Annotated in this window: 14 protein-coding genes; 4 read left to right on the top strand and 10 right to left on the bottom strand. The window is 46.2% G+C overall.

All coding sequences use genetic code 11. The annotated features are described in order from the left end of the window. Window positions 1–23: 23 nt before the first annotated feature. Both argB and argC read right to left on the bottom strand, forming a co-directional pair. Window positions 24–815, bottom strand: a complete 792-nt coding sequence (gene argB, locus KJB05_RS01875) for an acetylglutamate kinase (protein ID WP_039988002.1) — start codon at window positions 813–815, stop codon at window positions 24–26. A gap of 21 nt (window positions 816–836) precedes the next feature. Next, the gene (argC, locus tag KJB05_RS01870) at window positions 837–1,841 is read right to left on the bottom strand and encodes an N-acetyl-gamma-glutamyl-phosphate reductase (RefSeq protein WP_005438403.1); all 1,005 of its coding nucleotides are present in this window, start codon (window positions 1,839–1,841) and stop codon (window positions 837–839) included. Between the two features lie 144 nt (window positions 1,842–1,985). Between argC and argE the strand changes: the two genes are divergently transcribed. The 3 genes from argE to KJB05_RS01855 all read left to right on the top strand — a co-directional run bounded on the left by argE (window position 1,986) and on the right by KJB05_RS01855 (window position 7,014). Beyond that, window positions 1,986–3,122, top strand: coding sequence for an acetylornithine deacetylase (gene argE, locus KJB05_RS01865; RefSeq protein WP_208446159.1), 1,137 nt, complete (start codon window positions 1,986–1,988; stop codon window positions 3,120–3,122). A gap of 279 nt (window positions 3,123–3,401) precedes the next feature. Continuing rightward, window positions 3,402–6,035 (top strand): phosphoenolpyruvate carboxylase, encoded by a 2,634-nt coding sequence (gene ppc / locus KJB05_RS01860; protein ID WP_009705509.1) that lies wholly within the window; start codon window positions 3,402–3,404, stop codon window positions 6,033–6,035. Between the two features lie 439 nt (window positions 6,036–6,474). Next, a complete protein-coding gene (locus KJB05_RS01855) occupies window positions 6,475–7,014 on the top strand; it encodes a PadR family transcriptional regulator (RefSeq protein WP_009705507.1) in 540 nt (179 codons plus the stop codon). A gap of 70 nt (window positions 7,015–7,084) precedes the next feature. Here the strand turns inward: KJB05_RS01855 and metF are convergent, their stop codons facing one another. From metF to KJB05_RS01840, 3 genes are all read right to left on the bottom strand, one after another. Next, window positions 7,085–7,987: a methylenetetrahydrofolate reductase gene (gene metF / locus KJB05_RS01850; RefSeq protein ID WP_005438398.1), complete on the bottom strand. Its 903-nt coding sequence runs from the start codon at window positions 7,985–7,987 to the stop codon at window positions 7,085–7,087. A gap of 272 nt (window positions 7,988–8,259) precedes the next feature. Next, a complete protein-coding gene (locus KJB05_RS01845) occupies window positions 8,260–10,668 on the bottom strand; it encodes a bifunctional aspartate kinase/homoserine dehydrogenase II (protein WP_208446158.1) in 2,409 nt (802 codons plus the stop codon). A gap of 17 nt (window positions 10,669–10,685) precedes the next feature. After that, the gene (locus KJB05_RS01840) at window positions 10,686–11,846 is read right to left on the bottom strand and encodes an O-succinylhomoserine (thiol)-lyase (RefSeq protein ID WP_208446157.1); all 1,161 of its coding nucleotides are present in this window, start codon (window positions 11,844–11,846) and stop codon (window positions 10,686–10,688) included. 229 nt (window positions 11,847–12,075) lie between these two features. Between KJB05_RS01840 and metJ the strand changes: the two genes are divergently transcribed. Continuing rightward, window positions 12,076–12,396 carry a met regulon transcriptional regulator MetJ gene (metJ, locus tag KJB05_RS01835; RefSeq protein WP_005432736.1) on the top strand — a complete coding sequence of 107 codons (321 nt, stop codon included), beginning with the start codon at window positions 12,076–12,078 and terminating at the stop codon, window positions 12,394–12,396. 110 nt (window positions 12,397–12,506) lie between these two features. On the opposite strand, the gene KJB05_RS01830 is transcribed toward metJ, so the two are convergent. The 5 genes from KJB05_RS01830 to fusA form a co-directional block, all read right to left on the bottom strand. Continuing rightward, window positions 12,507–13,784 (bottom strand): malic enzyme-like NAD(P)-binding protein, encoded by a 1,278-nt coding sequence (locus KJB05_RS01830; RefSeq protein WP_005451474.1) that lies wholly within the window; start codon window positions 13,782–13,784, stop codon window positions 12,507–12,509. A gap of 207 nt (window positions 13,785–13,991) precedes the next feature. Next, window positions 13,992–14,468 (bottom strand): bacterioferritin, encoded by a 477-nt coding sequence (gene bfr / locus KJB05_RS01825; protein WP_005438394.1) that lies wholly within the window; start codon window positions 14,466–14,468, stop codon window positions 13,992–13,994. 74 nt (window positions 14,469–14,542) lie between these two features. Continuing rightward, a complete protein-coding gene (locus tag KJB05_RS01820; protein WP_005451472.1) occupies window positions 14,543–14,731 on the bottom strand; it encodes a bacterioferritin-associated ferredoxin in 189 nt (62 codons plus the stop codon). A 336-nt stretch (window positions 14,732–15,067) separates the two neighbouring features. Beyond that, complete coding sequence (gene tuf, locus KJB05_RS01815) at window positions 15,068–16,252, bottom strand: elongation factor Tu (RefSeq protein WP_005438393.1); 1,185 nt, start codon at window positions 16,250–16,252, stop codon at window positions 15,068–15,070. A gap of 155 nt (window positions 16,253–16,407) precedes the next feature. Further along, window positions 16,408–18,507 carry an elongation factor G gene (gene fusA / locus KJB05_RS01810; RefSeq protein WP_005438392.1) on the bottom strand — a complete coding sequence of 700 codons (2,100 nt, stop codon included), beginning with the start codon at window positions 18,505–18,507 and terminating at the stop codon, window positions 16,408–16,410. Between the last annotated feature and the right edge of the window lie 4 nt (window positions 18,508–18,511).

Here is an 18,511-nt window from a genome sequence, read left to right as displayed (position 1 = left end):
TCTTTAACTGTTTTGCTTCTGCTTTATTGCGGCAGAAACTGCGTTCCAATACTGTCACCCGCGAATAGCTGGTTCAGTTTCTCTGGGTAACGCCATGTCGCGACTTCGATAGGACGACCAAGATCATTGGCGGCCTCCAAAGCGGCTTTAACTTTGACGATCATGCCGTCGGTGATCACTTGCCCTTGGATCAATGCATCGGCTTCTTGCTCAGATAGCGTTTTGATCAAATGCCCTTTGCCATCGAGAACGCCGCTCACATCAGACAGAAGCACTAACTCCGCATCTAACGCACCGGCCACGGCAACAGCGGCTTGGTCAGCATTCACATTCATCATCTGACCTTTTTCAGTCAGACCAATTGAGCTGATGATCGGCAATGCGCCTGCATTTAGCACCGCTTGTAATAGGGTTGAATCACCCGGTGATGCTTTACCTACTGCGCCTAGCTCTGGGTCCAGCTCTTCAACATGACATAACCCACCATCGGCGAGACTAAGACCTACAGCGTTTAGACCATCCGCAATCGCTTGACCTTGAAGCAATTTGTTTGCTGTGCCTGCAAGCGCGCCTGCAATCACAGGAATCTGCTCATAAGGCGTCACGCGAAGACCGTTTTTCTTTACGGTTTCAAGCTGAAGCTTTGCCATCAACTCATCAACTAGGTAGCCACCGCCATGAACGATGGCGATTTGTCGCTGTGCCGACTTTTGGTAAGCCGCAATGGCGCCAAACAGTTGGCTTAAGGTTTGAGTGCAAGATAGAGCTGCACCACCGAGCTTAATGACTAAAGGAGCTTGATTGGTTTGCGTCATCGCATTTCCCTCTTTCAACGACTACAGCAACGCTGTCAGTTCTGGGTAACCGTAATGAATGTTGAGACATTGCATCGCTTGACTCGATGCACCTTTAAGTAGGTTGTCGATCGCCGAAATCACAATGATGTGTTCGCCTTGAACCTTCCAGCCGATATCACAGAAAGGGGTATTTTCGACATCCTGAATACGTGGAATACCATCACCTTTAAGACGAACCGCAGGCTTGCCTTGGTAAGCTTGTTCAAACGCTTTCGCCACCTGTGCTTCCGTCACGCCTTGCGCCAACTTCATCGTGATAGTGGCAAGAATGCCGCGCTTAAAGTTGCCTAGGTGTGGAGTAAAAATCACATCGCAACCCAAATGCTGAGCAATCTCTGGTTGGTGACGATGGTTAAAGACACCGTAAGGTTGCAAGCTCACTTCGCAGAAGCTGTTAACCATGGATGCTTTACGCCCTGCACCTGATACACCGCTAGTTGCGTTAATCACAGGCCATTGGTTGGTATCCAGTAATGCGTGTTCTAATAAAGGTTTGATTGCAAGCTGTGAAGCGGTCGGGTAGCAACCTGCCACTGCAATCAAAGGAGTGGTTTTTATTGATTCTTGGTTCCACTCCGCTAAGCCGTATGCTGCTTTATCTAGCCAGTTGTTATATTGATGTTCGAAGCCATAGAAGGTGTTGTAGAAGCCTTCGCTTTTCACACGGAATGCACCGGATAAATCGAATACCTGACAGCCCGCCTCTAAGAAAATTGGAGCTAAGTCGTGGCTCACTTCATGTGCTGTAGCCAGAAAGACCACATCTGACGCTTGAGCAACCTGCTCAGGGTCAGTCAGTGGCGAAACTGGCATATCAATCACACCCGCTAACTTGCCGTGCAATTGAGCAATATTCTTTCCTGCATCTACGCTATTGGCGGAAACGTATAAACCTGATAGCTTGAGTTCAGGGTGTTTGTTGACCATTAAAGCCAACTCTGCGCCGGTGTAGCCGCTGGCTCCGATAATCGTGGTTTTTAGCATTACATAACATCCATATACTTAAGGCTCAAAGTGATTATTCATATTTAATTTTTGCTTTATTTTGATTTTTTATTCAATAAATATGATTTAATATGTGTTTTACATTTTTGTGCTCTGTCTGTCAACAGGAGAATTGAAGAATCCATGCAATTACCAAGTTTTCTAGAGGTCTATGAAGGACTGATCAGTACCTCTTCGATAAGCTCAACCGATCCAAGTTGGGATCAAGGCAATGCCAAAGTGATCGAGAAGCTGGCATCTTGGTTTAAAGATCTTGGCTTTAGTGTTGAAGTGATCGAAGTGGAACCAGGCAAACACAATATGATCGCACGTATGGGTGACGGTGAAGGCGGCTTACTTCTCGCTGGCCACAGTGATACCGTGCCATTTGATGAAGGGCGCTGGAGTTTTGATCCACATAAGCTAACCGAAAAAGACAACCGCTTTTATGGTTTGGGTACCGCGGATATGAAAGGCTTTTTTGCGTTTATTTATGAAGCGGTAAAGAAAGTCGACTGGAGTAAGCAAACCAAGCCGCTGTATGTGTTGGCGACCTGTGATGAAGAAACTACCATGCTGGGTACGCGCCATTTCACTGAGAATGCGCCGTTTAAACCGGATTACTGCATCATTGGTGAACCTACGAGCCTAGTGCCTATTCGTGGTCACAAAGGACATGTGGCAAATGCTATTCGCGTAACGGGTAAATCTGGTCACTCATCGGATCCAGCACTTGGTGTCAACGCCATTGAAATCATGCATGAGGTCATGTTTGCCATGATGCAACTGCGTGACAAGCTAGTGAAAGAGTACCACCATCCGGGTTTTGCCATTCCGAGCCCTACCCTAAACCTTGGTCATATTCATGGCGGTGACAGTGCAAACCGTATTTGCGGCTGCTGTGAACTGCATTATGACGTGCGTCCTCTTCCTGGTATTAGCCTTGATGGTTTAGAGAACATGCTACGCGGAGCCTTGAAAGAAGTCGAAGCGAAATGGCCAGGGCGATTAGAAATTATTCCCCTGCACGAGCCAATTCCGGGTTACGAATGTCAACACGACCACCCATTTATCGGTGGTGTTGAAGAGATCTGCCAAACCAGTTCAGAAACCGTTAACTACTGTACTGAAGCACCATTTCTTCAACAGTTGTGCCCTACCTTAGTTCTTGGTCCTGGCTCTATTGACCAAGCCCACCAACCAGATGAATTCCTCTCTTTCGACTTTATTGACCCAACTATCGATGTGCTGTCACGTGCGATGGTGAAATATTGTTGTTAGTCGCATTCTGTACTTTCCTGACAATGCAGCTCGATTGGGCTGCATTTTGTTATCTGCGCCACTCATCTTCTAGCACGCTATATCCTTCTTTTAGTGAGCGATTTTGTAATTAATTTTCACTTCAAGCTGTATAAGCTGACCTAATTTTGCTCTAAATCAGGAGAGCAGTGGAATAATTGCAAACTTACTCTGCTTTATTTGACTAGAACTGGTGGTTTTCGCTAGATTGGAGTCTTAACAAGGACAATGGATGTAGTTTTTTTACGAGGCAGGATGACAATGAACGAGAAATACGCCGCACTCAAAAGTAATGTGCGCATGTTGGGCCACCTTCTGGGTAACACAATTCGTGATGCTCATGGCGAAGAAATCTTCGAGAAAGTGGAAACCATTCGTAAATTATCCAAATCGGCTCAAGCTGGGAATAATGCTGACAGAGACAGCTTAATAGAAGAAATTAAAAGCCTACCAGATGAGCAATTAACGCCCGTGACCCGTGCGTTCAACCAATTTCTAAACCTGACCAATATTGCTGAGCAATACCACACCATTTCACGCCATTGTGAAGAGCACATCTGCGAACCTGACGCAATTAACTCGCTGTTCTCAAAGCTAGTGCAAAATGATGTGAGCAAGCTAGACACGGCGCAAGCGGTTCGCGACCTGAACATTGAATTGGTTCTAACTGCGCACCCAACCGAAATCACTCGTCGCACCATGATCAACAAGCTGGTGAAGATCAACGAGTGTTTATCTAAGCTAGAGCTGAGCGATCTCTCTTTCAAAGAGCGTAAAAAAACTGAACGTCGCCTTGAGCAACTTATCGTTCAAAGCTGGCACTCTGACGTTATCCGTCAGCAGCGTCCAACGCCTCTTGATGAAGCCAAGTGGGGCTTTGCGGTTGTAGAGAACTCACTATGGGAAGCCGTACCTGACTTCCTACGTGAAATGAACGACCGCCTGAAATCTTACCTTGGCGAAGGTCTACCAATTGATGCCCGCCCTGTGCACTTCTCATCTTGGATGGGTGGTGACCGTGACGGTAACCCATTTGTAACCCACAGCGTGACTCGTGAAGTACTGCTTCTGTCTCGCTGGAAAGCGGCAGACCTATACCTCAATGACATCAACGAACTGATCAGCGAACTGTCAATGACAGTGTGCAACGACAAAGTTCGTGAGCTTGCCGGTGATGATCAACACGAACCATACCGTGCGATCCTAAAACAGCTTCGTTCACTATTGAACGAAACGAAAGACATTCTAGACGCGAAAGTTCATGGCCAGAAACTGGCAGTCAAAGCGCCGCTGCAAAAAGTAGAGCAGCTTTGGGAACCACTCTACGCGTGTTACCAATCACTAAACGAATGTGGCATGGGCGTAATTGCCAACGGTTCACTGCTGGATACGCTACGCCGTGTTAAAGCGTTTGGTATTCACCTAGTTCGTCTCGATATCCGTCAAGAAAGTACTCGTCATGCCGACGTTCTATCTGAACTGACTCGTTACCTAGGTATTGGTGACTACGAGCAGTGGAGCGAGCAAGATAAGGTAGCTTTCCTAACCAACGAACTTGCATCTAAGCGCCCTCTTCTACCTCGTGACTGGGAACCATCAGAACCAGTTAAAGAGGTTTTGGATACCTGTAAGATTGTTGCTGCGCAACCTCGCGAAGCGTTTGGTGCTTACGTTATCTCAATGGCACGTACCGCTTCTGACGTACTTGCTGTGCACCTGCTGCTGCAAGAAGCAGGTTGCCCTTACCGCATGGACGTATGTCCTCTGTTCGAAACCCTAGACGATTTGAACAATGCAGAAGCGGTAATCAAACAACTGATGGGCATCGACCTATACCGCGGCTTTATCCAAAACCACCAAATGGTGATGATCGGCTACTCTGACTCTGCAAAAGATGCAGGCGTAATGTCAGCAGGTTGGGCGCAATACCACGCGATGGATTCACTGGTTAAGGTTGCAGAAGAAGAAGGCGTAGAACTCACACTGTTCCACGGTCGTGGCGGTACGATTGGTCGTGGTGGTGCGCCTGCTCATGCAGCACTACTGTCTCAACCACCTAAGAGTCTGAAAGGCGGCCTGCGCGTAACAGAGCAAGGTGAGATGATCCGCTTTAAACTAGGTCTACCTGATGTTGCCGTTAACAGCTTCAACCTGTACGCGAGTGCAATCCTTGAAGCTAACCTACTGCCACCGCCAGAGCCTAAACAAGAGTGGCGCGACCTAATGGACGTGCTGTCTGAAGTGAGCTGTGAAGCCTACCGTAGCGTCGTTCGTGGCGAGCCAGACTTCGTACCTTACTTCCGCCAAGCAACACCTGAGCTTGAGCTAGGTAAACTGCCTCTAGGCTCTCGCCCTGCAAAACGTAATCCAAACGGTGGCGTAGAAAGCTTACGTGCGATTCCATGGATCTTCTCTTGGAGCCAAAACCGCTTGGTTCTACCTGCATGGCTAGGTGCTGGTGAAGCAATTCAATACTCAGTAGATAAAGGTCATCAGGCGCTACTGGAAGAAATGTGTCGTGAATGGCCATTCTTCTCAACTCGCCTAGGCATGCTTGAGATGGTGTACACCAAGTGCAACATGGAAATCTCTCGTTACTATGATCAACGCCTAGTTGAGACGCCACTTCAGCCATTGGGTGACCGACTGCGTGAACAGCTTCAACGTGATATTAAGTCCGTACTGAACGTAGAGAACAACGAGAACTTGATGCAAAGCGACCCTTGGGGCCAAGAATCAATCCGCCTACGTAACATCTACGTAGAGCCATTGAACATGCTTCAGGCGGAGTTGCTATACCGTACTCGTCAAACAGAAGAAGCTTCTGCAAATCTAGAAGAAGCATTGATGGTGACGATTGCTGGTATTGCCGCGGGTATGCGTAACACAGGTTAACTTAGCTACGCTAAAAGCATTAAAAGGCTGAGCTCTTGCTCAGCCTTTATTACTAATCACCAATCACTTCTACTATTTGAGCAATACGCAACCAGCTCATTAATCCAAAAATAAAACAAAAAGTCTCTTAAAATCAAAATAAATCACTACACAAAAACACTATTGAGTATTTTATTAGTTTTTTTGGGTAATTTTGTCCTACTATTCCACTTCATGCTTATTATTTATATACTACTTGCCTGCTGGAAGCTCACAAGTCCAATCAAATAAGCTCCAGCTCGATGGAAACATCCATCACTCTAGGTGATAAACGGCTTTAAGGTGACAGGACCAACATTGTTGGTGCTATTTACACATAAAAAACTCAAGCGCCAATAAGAGCGCAACTGAAAGTGTAGATAGCTTGTTTACAAGTTTATTGACCATTTGGATTGAAGACATGTCATTACCACACGTAATTTTAACTGTACTTAGCACTCGCGACGCTACCGGTTACGACATCACTAAAGAATTCTCAGCTAGCATCGGTTACTTCTGGAAAGCAAGCCACCAACAAGTTTATCGTGAACTTAATAAAATGGCTGAGAAAGAACTGGTTACTTGCGTATTAGAACCTCAAGAAGGCAAACCAGACCGTAAGGTATACTCAATCACTGACGCTGGTCGCAGCGCTCTGGGCGAGTGGTTTGATCAACCAACTGCACACCCAACAGTACGTGATGAGTTCTCTGCAAAGCTAATGGCTTGCGCAGTGCAACCAGCGACGCCGTTCCGCGATCAACTTTCTGAGCTTGTAGAAGAGTCTCGCAAACTGGTTTCTCACTACAAAGAAATCGAAGCAGCGTACTATGCGACGCCATCAACACTAGACAAACAAGCACGTCTTGAGCGTCTAACACTTCGTCGCAACTTAATGCTACGTGAAGCTTGGATTAACTGGGCAGAAGAAGTGCTAACAGAACTTGAAGTGATCGGCTAATTCGTCACTTTATATGAAACGAAAAAGGCTTGCCGATGGGCAAGCCTTTTGTTTATCAAGGGAAAGCGTATTAAGCGCCTACTGCAACTTGTGGACGAACACCTAGAGTGTGGCAAAGTGCATAAGTCATCTCTGCACGGTTCAATGTGTAGAAGTGAAAATCTTTTACACCTTCACGGCTTAATACACGAACCATATCAATCGCTTGGCTTGCACCAACGAGCTGACGCGTCACTGGGTCATCATCTAGGCCTTCAAACTGCTTACTCATCCAGCCTGGTACTTTCACATTGTTCTGCGCCGCAAAGCGAGAGGCTTGTTTGAAGTTAGAAACTGGCAAAATACCTGGGACAATTTCAACATCAATTCCTGCCGCGACACAGCGGTCACGGAAGCGTAGGTAAGACTCCACATCGAAGAAGAATTGGGTAATTGCACGGTTTGCACCTGCATCTACCTTACGCTTTAGGTTAAGCAGATCTGATTGAGCGCTTTTCGCTTCTGGGTGAACTTCTGGGAAAGCGGCTACTGAAATATCGAAATCATGGCGCGCTTTAAGTAACTCTACCAAGTCCGAAGCGTACATATCTGGCGCACCGCCACCTGGTGGAATATCACCACGTAGGGCAACAATGTTCTTGATACCGTTATTCCAATAGTCATCTGCAATGTTGATGAGTTCATCACGAGATGCATCGATACAAGTTAAGTGTGGCGCAGCAACAAGGCCTGTCGCCGCTTTGATTTCTTTAATGATGGAGTGGGTTCTGTCACGTTCGCCTGAGTTGGCACCGTACGTAACAGATACAAATTTTGGTTGAAGAGTTTTAAGGCGGTGTACTGAGTTCCACAGTGTTTCTTCCATCTTCTCACTGCTTGGTGGAAAAAACTCAAATGAGACATTGATATTGTCTGATAGTTCAGCGATATTCTGGTTTAAGGCATCGATGTGCCCTGCATGCGTGTATCCCATCTTACTCTCCCTGTGGCAACTCCACCACGAAATCAAAATTCCTTAAATCGCCGTTTAGACGTCTATATGTCTACAGAATGTATTGAATGTGATTTAATGTCAACCTTGTGATTATGAATTTTTCTCAAGTTCATAATGAGGATAGTTCAAGTTGCTTGGCGGCTTATTCATAGCCTCGCTTTCCGATTCAGTATGGCATTATCCAAATAATAAAAAACCCCAGAGACAGTCCGAGGTTTTGTTGTCGTTCGCAAAAATTGCTTCAGCGAGATTTAGAACAAGCCCGCGAGACGGTTAAGGTCCGATTGAATCGCACCAGCCGTTACTTCGCGCCCCGCACCAGGGCCGCGAATCACCAAAGGATTGTCTTTGTACCACTTACTCTCAATGGCAAAGATGTTGTCGCACGGCAACAAGTTCGCTAATGCATGCTCACGTGACAACGCTTCTACACCCACCGTTGCTTTACCATTACGCTCTAGGCGCGCGACGTAACGTAGCACTTGGTCGTTTCTCTGCGCCTTGGTCAAACGTTCTTGAAGAATCTCGCTGAGAATATCACCTTGGTCGAAGAAAGCATCAATGCTCAAATCACGTAATTCCTCAGGAACAAGTGACTCAACCTTCACGCTCTCAGGCTCAATATTTAAACCAGACTCACGGGCTAAGATAACCAGCTTGCGCATAACATCAGAACCATCTAAATCGGAGCGAGGATCAGGCTCAGTCAAACCTTGTTGCCATGCCAAATCGACAAGCTCCGCAAAAGGTACCGAACCGTCAAACTGTTGGAATAACCAAGATAGCGTACCGGAGAAAATGCCTGATAGTGCGACAATATCATCGCCACTTTCACGTAAATCTCGAACCGTATGGTTTATCGGTAGCCCTGCCCCCACTGTCGCGTTGTAAAGCCAATGACGACCGATCTTCGCAAAAGCATCTTGCACTTGATGGTAGTACTGGCTGTCTGCTGAACCCGCTACTTTGTTTGCAGAGATCAGGTGAATACCTTGCTGTGCAATGTCAACATAACGGGCAGCGAGCTCCTTGCTTGCCGTGACATCAAGCACGACCGCTTCATCGTAATTTTGCAGAGCACCCAGTTTATTGAGCCAGTGACCGTCATTCTCAATGCTTTCATCATCGAAGCGCTGAGCAACCGTTGCAGCATTAATACCGTTTTCATCGAACCAGTAAGTCTGGCTATCTACAACGGCCACTAAATCAAAGCTCATTCCATGGCGTTTTTCGAGCTCTTCTTTTTGCTCTGCAAACAGCGATAACCAACTTGAACCAATGTTACCTTTACCACACAAGGCCACCGCTACACGCTTTTGCGCTTGAAACAACTGACTATGAATGCGTTGTACCAACTCTTCGACTTCTGCACGGCGTAGTACAGCGACCAAGCTCAAGCCAGATTCCGTCTCTGAAATAAACTCAACAGGCGCATGCTTAAGTTGTTGGTAAAAACCAAAGCAGTGGTTTGCGTTTTTCGTCACACCAGCGCCAACGGCAGCTAGCAACGAATACCCTTCTTTCAGTTTGATTTCCGCTTCAACGGCGAGCTCTTGTAGATAAGTCAATGCACCGCCAGCAATCTCTGCGGTGTACGCCAAACGTAAGGTTTGCTGATCCTCTTGCGCTTCAAATGCTAGTGGCTCTAATTGAGCGCGCTTTAACGCTTGCAATACTTCTTTCTGCGCTCGCTCAAAATCATGGCCATGCACAAATGACAGTTGCACGAGTAGCACTTCATCAAGGGAAGTAATGATCTTCGCACCACGCCCCGAGGCTAATACACGTTCAATACGTGTTGAGCCAGATTCTGGTTGATAGCTGCACTTTAAGTTCAAATCCATCGCACTTTGAGCAACAGGCTGAAGTGTGCGACTGTGCAGTACTGGGGCTGCTAAACGAGCAAGTTCACTAGCCTCATCTAAACGCAGCAGAGGTAACAAGCATGCATCCGACACCAAACGCGGATCTGCACTATACACACCAGCGACATCACTCCAGATAGTGACGGTATTTACTTCCGCCAACGCACCAATCACAGTGGCTGAGTAATCTGAACCATTGCGACCTAACAGAACGGTTTCACCTGCATTATTCTGCGCCATGAAACCCGTAATGATGACGCGCTTATGGTTATGTTGAGTTAACGCTTCTTTAATAAGTGCATAAGAACGAGCACGATCGACTTCTGGCTGCGTGCCTGCTTCTGCGCGTAAAAAGGCACGTGAGTCTTGAGCGACTGCTGGCAAGTCTTGCTGAGATAACAAGGCGGCTAGCAAACGTGAAGACCAGACTTCACCATGCCCTAGCACTGCGGCTTTTTGGGCTTCTGTTAGCGGAGCCGTTAACTCAGCTAAGGTACTGAATTCATCCTGAAGTGAAGCAAGCACTTGCGCTTGAACTTCTCCTTCTAACAAAGCTTCAACTAACTCTGTATGGAACTGACGTAAGCTTTGCAGCGCTTCGTGTGCGATGCGGCCGTCTTTATCCAACCCTTCCAAAAATTCAATCAAGCGGTTAGTGGTTTTGCCTGCTGCGGACACTACCACTAAATCATTTTCTGATGAATACTCTTTAAGGATCCCCACGACGCGTTGGTAACACTCTGGGTTTGCTAAGCTGCTACCACCAAATTTATGCAGCTGACGTTGTACACTCATGACCTTTTCTCTCCCAATTACTGTGCTGCTTTCGCGAATGCTTGCTCAAGATCGGCAATCAAATCTTGCGCATCTTCTAAGCCAACTGATAAACGCAGTAACTGTTGAGAAACACCCGCTTCAGCCAGAGCTTCTTCACCCATCGCACGATGCGTCATTGAAGCAGGGTGACAAATCAAGCTTTCTACACCACCTAACGACTCAGCAAGGGAGAACAGATCAAGCTCTTTAACGAACACTTTTAATTGCTCAAACGAACCGGCAAATTCAAAGCTCAGCATAGAGCCAAAGCCTGATTGTTGTTTTTTCGCGATGTCATGACCGGGATGCTCTGGCAGACTAGGATGATAAATCTTCGCTACCAAGGGTTGTGTTTGCAGATACGCCAACACTTGCTGAGAGCTTTCTTCATGGACTCGCATTCGTGCACCCAGCGTGCGAATTCCACGGAGCGTCATATAACTGTCGAATGGCGTACCCGTAGCGCCAATGCAGTTACCCCACCATGCTAATTCTTCAGCATGCTCTTCGCTCTTGGTGATCACCACGCCACCAATCACGTCAGAGTGACCATTAATGTATTTCGTTGTTGAGTGGATAACAAAGTCCGCACCAAGCTCCAAAGGCTTTTGGTACACAGGTGTCAAAAAGGTATTGTCCACTGCGACTAAAGCGCCGACTTGTTTTGCTTTCTCACACACGGCCGCAATATCAACAACACGTACGAGTGGGTTTGATGGTGTTTCTAACAAGATAAGCTTTGGCTTTTTCGCAATCGCCGCATCCAACGCTTGCTGATCCGACTGGTCAACAAACTGCACTTTAAAGTCGCCTTTGTTGGCGCGAGTATTGAACAAACGGTAAGTACCGCCGTAGCAATCATGTGGCGCAACAATTAAGTCATCAGGTCCAAGAAACGCCGATACCCAAAGGTTCAATGCCGAAGTCCCGCAGTTAGTGACAACCGCGCCTTTGCCTGATTCAAGCTCGTACAGTGCTTTTTCTAATAAGCCTCGGTTTGGGTTACCAGAACGGGTGTAATCGTATTGTGGAACTTCACCAAACGCAGGGAAGCCGTAGTTAGTAGAAAGGTAGATTGGTGGTACAACAGCGTGATATTGACTGTCTGACTCGATACCAGTGCGTACAGCAATGGTCGCAGGCTTACGGGTGCTCATGGGTGTATCCTTTCACGGGTGGTGACATCTAAATGGGAATGCGCTATATCTAGCTTGTATTGCTCAATTGATTAACACTCTTCCCTAACTATTAACCTCACTTTACTTGTCTAAAAATGAGACGTCAACACTTCTAGACGTCTATATATCTTTGCTTATGGCAGTAAATGCAGCTAAAATCAGCACCTATATTTATTTCTCTAACTTATTACATTAATGAAGGTGCGCAATGGCTGACTGGAATGGCGAATACATTAGCCCGTATGCTGAGCACGGTAAAAAAAGCGAACAAGTAAAAAAAATTACCGTCTCTATCCCGCTAAAAGTTTTAAAAGTGCTGACTGATGAGCGAACTCGCCGCCAGATCAACAACTTACGCCATGCGACTAACAGTGAACTACTATGTGAAGCGTTCCTACATGCTTACACAGGTCAACCACTGCCAACAGATGAAGACCTTCGTAAAGACCGTCCAGATGATATTCCGACGGAAGCGAAAGCACTGATGACAGCAATGGGCATCGAATTCGAAGCGTTTGACGAAGAATAATTGCTTACAAATTCGTCAAGATGAGAACCTGCACCGGGGCAGTTTCAAACCAAACGAAAAAGGGACGCACTGGCGTCCCTTTTGCTTATCTGAAGCATCTACTCTACTAATTACTCAGCCATGTAGTTTTCAGGCATTTCAATACGCGCCACACCTGAATCAACCGCAGCTTGTGCTACTGCTTTTGCTACGCGTGGTAATAGACGTGGGTCCATTGGCTTTGGAATGATGTAGTCAGAGCCAAACTCTAGCTTGTCTACGCCTGCCGCCTTCAATACCGCTTCTGGAACTGGCTCTTTTGCCAATTCACGAATCGCATCAACTGCCGCTAGCTTCATTTCATCATTAATCTCGCTTGCACGCACATCTAACGCACCACGGAAAATGAATGGGAAGCAAAGCACGTTGTTTACTTGGTTCGGGTAGTCGCTACGACCAGTACCCATGATCAAGTCATCACGCACTTCGTGAGCCAATTCGGGTTTGATTTCTGGGTCTGGGTTTGAACATGCGAACACCACTGGTTTATCTGCCATTAGCTTCAATGCTTCTGCAGGTAGTAGGTTTGGACCCGATACACCCAAGAACAGATCCGCACCTTCAATAACATCTTCTAACGTGCGCTTGTCAGTGTTGTTTGCGAATAGTTGTTTGTATTCGTTTAGGTCGTCACGACGTGTATGGATCACCCCTTTACGATCCAGCATGTAGATCTTCTCGCGCATTGCGCCACATTTGATCAACAGCTCCATACATGCCACAGCCGCAGCACCCGCACCAAGACAAACGATGGTTGATTCTTCTAACTTCTTACCTTGCAGCTCGATTGCATTCAACATACCTGCTGCCGTTACGATCGCTGTACCGTGTTGATCGTCGTGGAATACTGGTACGTCACAACGTTCAATCAGACGCTTTTCAATCTCAAAACAATCTGGTGCTTTGATATCTTCTAAGTTAATACCACCGAATGTATCAGCAATGTTTGCTACTGTGTCGACAAATTCGTCGATCGTGCGGTGTTTTACTTCGATATCAATTGAGTCTAAACCAGCAAAGCGTTTGAACAATAGCGCTTTACCTTCCATTACTGGTTTAGAAGCTAGCGGGCCAAGGTTACCAAGACCAAGAATAGCCGTGCCGTTAGAAATAACCGCAACCATGTTGCCCTTCGCTGTGTACTTATACACGTTGTCAGCGTTCTGTGCGATTTCACGTACAGGCTCTGCAACACCAGGGCTGTATGCAAGAGCAAGATCATTTGCAGTTTCAGCAGGCTTAGTCAACTCTACTGCAATTTTTCCTGGAGTTGGGTATGCATGGTAATCCAATGCTTGTTGGCGGCGTTCTTCTTCTGGGGTGACTTCTTGGCGATTGTCTTCAGACATGGATCGTTTCTCTTTTGTTATTTTTTCGGTAAGGGGGAATAAATTCTAAAGGATAGAAGTCAATCTTCATAGGCTAGATTGCGAGCGATATCCTTAAAAAGGCCGATAATAAAAGAGATTAGACCAGATATTAGTGATGAGCACCTAGTTTACAGGTCAGGTGCTCTTTGAATCACTTCGTTCAGATGAGAAAACAGCGTTATCTTCTCACTCTTCGTCAACGTACTGTGCTTGCAGATAATTCTCTATGCCGGACATTTCGATCAAGCCAAGTTGTGTCTCAAGCCAATCAACATGCTCTTCTTCATCCTCTAAGATCTCTTGGAAAAGATCTCGAGATACGTAATCACGAACGTCTTCAGCATAAGCAATCGCATCTTTTAAATCGGGAATCGCTGCCATCTCGAGCTTTAAGTCGCACTCAAGCATTTCTTTGGTATCTTCTCCAATCATTAGCTTACCGAGATCCTGTAAGTTAGGTAGCCCTTCTAAAAACAAGATACGTTCGATCAGATGATCAGCGTGCTTCATTTCATCAATCGATTCGTGGTACTCCTTGTCAGCAAGATGCTTTAAGCCCCAGTCTTTATACATTCGAGCATGAAGGAAATATTGATTGATAGCGACGAGCTCGTTGCCGAGCACTTTATTGAGATGTTGGATTATGATTGGATCGCCTTTCATGACAAAGCCCTCCTCTTTGGCTTCATTTAAATGTAGAAGCAAATGAGAAGGTGTCAAAAAGCCCTAACTAATAATTAGCTAGCTTGTTTCAGTGTTAAGTATTCCGTTTCAGCTAAAATTTCTTTTGCTTGCTTGATGCACTTGCCACATTGGCTACCTAGAGCAGTACATCGTTTGATTCCTTTAATGTCGGTTACGCCTTCATCTATCGCCAACTTCCTAATTTTCTTGTCAGAGACACCATGGCAAAGACAAACGTACATATTCAAAACCTTTAAATTTCACTTTGGAATGAAATATAAACAAGAATCGTTCTTGTTACCAGTTGTATTAAGACGAATTACAGAACGTTTTGTTATAACGGTCTGGACCGTTTTGGCAGTTTTCAGTGACTTAGCAGATAGCTAAAAAGAAGAGAAAATCGAGTAGAACTAAGCTCATGTTTTTAAGGAACAAAAAGCATGATTAAGAATGACGGGCTTATAACCATATTGAAAAGAGGAATAGTAGGTATAAAAAAGGGAAGCCTTAGCTTCCCTTTTTCTAGCGCTTTCTTCAAAAAGAAGAAGAGTGCAAGATTACGATTAATTCAGTAAGAATTAGTCGAAGATCTTAGCAACAACACCAGCACCTACAGTACGGCCACCTTCACGGATAGCGAAACGTAGACCTTCGTCCATAGCGATTGGAGCGATTAGCTCAACTTGCATTTGGATGTTGTCGCCTGGCATTACCATTTCTACGCCTTCTGGTAGAGAGATGTCACCAGTTACGTCAGTTGTACGGAAGTAGAACTGTGGACGGTAGCCTTTGAAGAATGGAGTGTGACGACCACCTTCATCTTTAGAAAGTACGTATACTTCTGACTCGAACTTAGTGTGTGGAGTGATTGAACCAGGCTTAGCTAGTACTTGACCACGTTCAACTTCATCACGCTTAGTACCACGTAGAAGTGCACCAACGTTCTCACCAGCGCGACCTTCGTCAAGAAGCTTACGGAACATTTCAACACCAGTACATGTAGTAGTAGTAGTGTCTTTGATACCTACGATAGCAACTTCGTCACCTACGTTTAGGATACCACGTTCGATACGGCCAGTTACTACTGTACCACGACCTTGGATTGAGAATACGTCTTCGATAGGCATTAGGAATGGCATATCTACTGCACGCTCTGGCTCAGGGATGTATGAATCTAGCGCTTCTGCTAGTTCAACAATCTTAGCTTCCCATTGCTCTTCGCCGTTTAGTGCGCCTAGAGCTGAACCTTGGATAACTGGTAGGTCATCACCTGGGAAATCGTACTCAGATAGAAGTTCACGAACTTCCATTTCTACTAGTTCTAGTAGCTCTTCATCGTCAACCATGTCACATTTGTTCATGAATACGATGATGTATGGGATACCAACCTGACGGCCTAGTAGGATGTGCTCACGAGTTTGTGGCATTGGACCATCTGTCGCAGCAACAACTAGGATACCACCGTCCATCTGTGCAGCACCAGTGATCATGTTTTTAACATAATCCGCGTGTCCTGGACAGTCTACGTGTGCGTAGTGGCGAGTTGGAGTGTCGTACTCTACGTGAGAAGTAGCGATTGTGATACCGCGCTCACGCTCTTCTGGAGCGTTATCGATAGATGCGAAGTCACGAGCAGCACCGCCGTATACTTTAGCAAGTGTTGTACAGATAGCTGCAGTTAGAGTAGTTTTACCGTGGTCAACGTGGCCGATAGTACCAACGTTTACGTGCGGTTTTACACGTTCAAATTTTTCTTTAGACACAATCGTGTTCCTTCCTAGTTATGATTCGCCGTGATCATTATTGATCCCGACGCGCCAGAAATTGTTATTTTATGCGCCAACGCCTGTTAGCGCAATATTTGGACGCATTGATCTTTAAAAAAAGCTGGACTTTTTTTCAGCTCAAAGCGTTTTAATTAGTAACCACGGTCTGCAATGATTTTATCTGCGAAGTTTTTCGGTACTTCAGCGTACTCGTTAAACTCCATAGAGTAAGACGCACGGCCTTGAGTTGCAGAACGTAGGTCCGTTGCGTAACCAAACATCTCAGATAGTGGTACTTGAGCGCGGATGATCTTAATACCAGCCACACCATCGTCCATACCTTCGATCATACCGCGACGGCGGTTAAGGTCACCAACAACATCACCCATCCAATCTTCAGGAGTAGTTACTTCAACATTCATCATTGGCTCAAGAAGAACAGGCTGTGCTTCTAATGAACCCTTCTTGAATGCCATCGAGCCAGCGATCTTAAACGCCATCTCGTTAGAGTCAACATCGTGGTAAGAACCATCAAACAGAGTGGCTTTAATATCTAATACAGGATAACCCGCTAGAACACCGCTGTTCATTTGCTCTTCGATACCTTTCGCTACCGAGTTGATGTATTCCTTAGGAACAACACCACCCACAATTTCGTCAACAAAGACAAAACCTTCACCAGGTTCAGATGGCTCCAGTTTGATCCATACGTGACCATACTGACCACGACCACCAGATTGACGTACAAATTTACCTTCAACTTCCGCGTTGCCACGGATTGTTTCACGGTACGCAACCTGAGGTTTACCAACATTACAGTCAACGCTGAATTCACGTTTCATACGATCAACGATGATATCTAGGTGAAGCTCACCCATACCAGAGATCAGTGTCTGACCTGTTTCGTCGTCCGTTTTTACGCGGAATGATGGATCTTCTGCCGCTAGTTTACCCAGTGCAATCCCCATCTTCTCTTGATCGGCAACAGAGCGAGGCTCTACCGCGATCTGAATTACCGGTTCAGGGAACTCCATGCGCTCTAGAATCACTTTGTGGTTCTGGTCACATAGCGTGTCACCTGTTGTAACGTCTTTCAGACCGATAGCAGCTGCGATATCACCAGCGCGAACTTCTTTTACTTCTTCACGCTTGTTCGCATGCATCTGTACGATACGACCGAAACGCTCTTTCTTGTCTTTTACTGAGTTGTAAACAGCATCACCTGAGTTCACAACACCTGAGTAAACGCGCATGAAAGTTAGCGTGCCCACGAATGGGTCAGTCGCGATCTTGAATGCTAGTGCTGAGAACGGTTCGTTGTCGTCTGCGTGACGCTCAACTTCGTTCTCTCTTTCGTCGATGCCTTTAATTGCAGGAACATCAACTGGCGACGGCAAGAATTCGATCACTGCGTCTAGTACTGCTTGAACACCTTTGTTTTTGAACGCACTACCACAAGTAGCCAGTACGATTTCGTTGTTTAGTGTACGAGTACGTAGAGCTTGTTTGATCTCAGCTTCAGACAGTTCACCTTCTTCAAGGTACTTGTCCATTAGCTCTTCAGTTGCTTCCGCTGCCGCTTCAACTAGGTTGTTGCGCCATTCTTCAGCAAGCTCTTGCATGTCTGCTGGAATTTCGTCGTATGTGAACGACATGCCTTGGTCGGCTTCATTCCAGTTGATCATTTTCATCTTGATAAGGTCGATAACACCACGGAAATCATCTTCTGCACCAACGTTCAGTTGGATTGGAACAGGATTCGCACCAAGACGGTTTTTAATTTGGTCCACAACGCGTAGGAAGTCAGCACCTGCACGGTCCATCTTGTTTACAAATACCATACGTGGAACGTGGTACTTGTCAGCTTGACGCCATACAGTTTCAGACTGAGGTTCAACACCAGATGAACCACAGAACACAACAACTGCACCATCAAGTACGCGCAGAGAACGCTCTACTTCGATAGTAAAGTCAACGTGTCCAGGGGTGTCGATGATGTTAACGCGGTGCTCTTGGAATTGTGCTTCCATACCACGCCAGAAGGTAGTAGTCGCCGCAGACGTGATTGTGATACCACGTTCTTGCTCCTGCTCCATCCAGTCCATGGTTGCTGCGCCATCGTGAACTTCACCGATTTTATGAGACAGACCAGTGTAGAACAGAATACGTTCAGTAGTGGTTGTTTTACCTGCATCTACGTGAGCACAGATACCGATGTTACGGTAGCGCTCAATAGGAGTTTTGCGAGCCACGATT

It is taken from the genome of Vibrio sp. B1ASS3, from assembly GCF_905175355.1.
Taxonomy (GTDB): Bacteria; Pseudomonadota; Gammaproteobacteria; order Enterobacterales; family Vibrionaceae; genus Vibrio; species Vibrio owensii.
The sequence above is the reverse complement of the archived record's forward strand: the minus strand, read 5'-3'. Positions and strand labels throughout refer to the sequence as shown.

Excerpts from the sequence above, each read along its gene's own strand:
- KJB05_RS01830 (WP_005451474.1), bottom strand. The coding sequence starts at position 13,784 with ATGTCTGAAGACAATCGCCAAGAAGTCACCCCAGAAGAAGAACGCCGC.
- argE (WP_208446159.1), top strand. The coding sequence starts at position 1,986 with ATGCAATTACCAAGTTTTCTAGAGGTCTATGAAGGACTGATCAGTACC.
- KJB05_RS01820 (WP_005451472.1), bottom strand. The coding sequence starts at position 14,731 with ATGTACGTTTGTCTTTGCCATGGTGTCTCTGACAAGAAAATTAGGAAG.
- bfr (WP_005438394.1), bottom strand. The coding sequence starts at position 14,468 with ATGAAAGGCGATCCAATCATAATCCAACATCTCAATAAAGTGCTCGGC.
- argC (WP_005438403.1), bottom strand. The coding sequence starts at position 1,841 with ATGCTAAAAACCACGATTATCGGAGCCAGCGGCTACACCGGCGCAGAG.
- argB (WP_039988002.1), bottom strand. The coding sequence starts at position 815 with ATGACGCAAACCAATCAAGCTCCTTTAGTCATTAAGCTCGGTGGTGCA.
- ppc (WP_009705509.1), top strand. The coding sequence starts at position 3,402 with ATGAACGAGAAATACGCCGCACTCAAAAGTAATGTGCGCATGTTGGGC.
- KJB05_RS01855 (WP_009705507.1), top strand. The coding sequence starts at position 6,475 with ATGTCATTACCACACGTAATTTTAACTGTACTTAGCACTCGCGACGCT.
- metJ (WP_005432736.1), top strand. The coding sequence starts at position 12,076 with ATGGCTGACTGGAATGGCGAATACATTAGCCCGTATGCTGAGCACGGT.
- metF (WP_005438398.1), bottom strand. The coding sequence starts at position 7,987 with ATGGGATACACGCATGCAGGGCACATCGATGCCTTAAACCAGAATATC.
- KJB05_RS01845 (WP_208446158.1), bottom strand. The coding sequence starts at position 10,668 with ATGAGTGTACAACGTCAGCTGCATAAATTTGGTGGTAGCAGCTTAGCA.
- KJB05_RS01840 (WP_208446157.1), bottom strand. The coding sequence starts at position 11,846 with ATGAGCACCCGTAAGCCTGCGACCATTGCTGTACGCACTGGTATCGAG.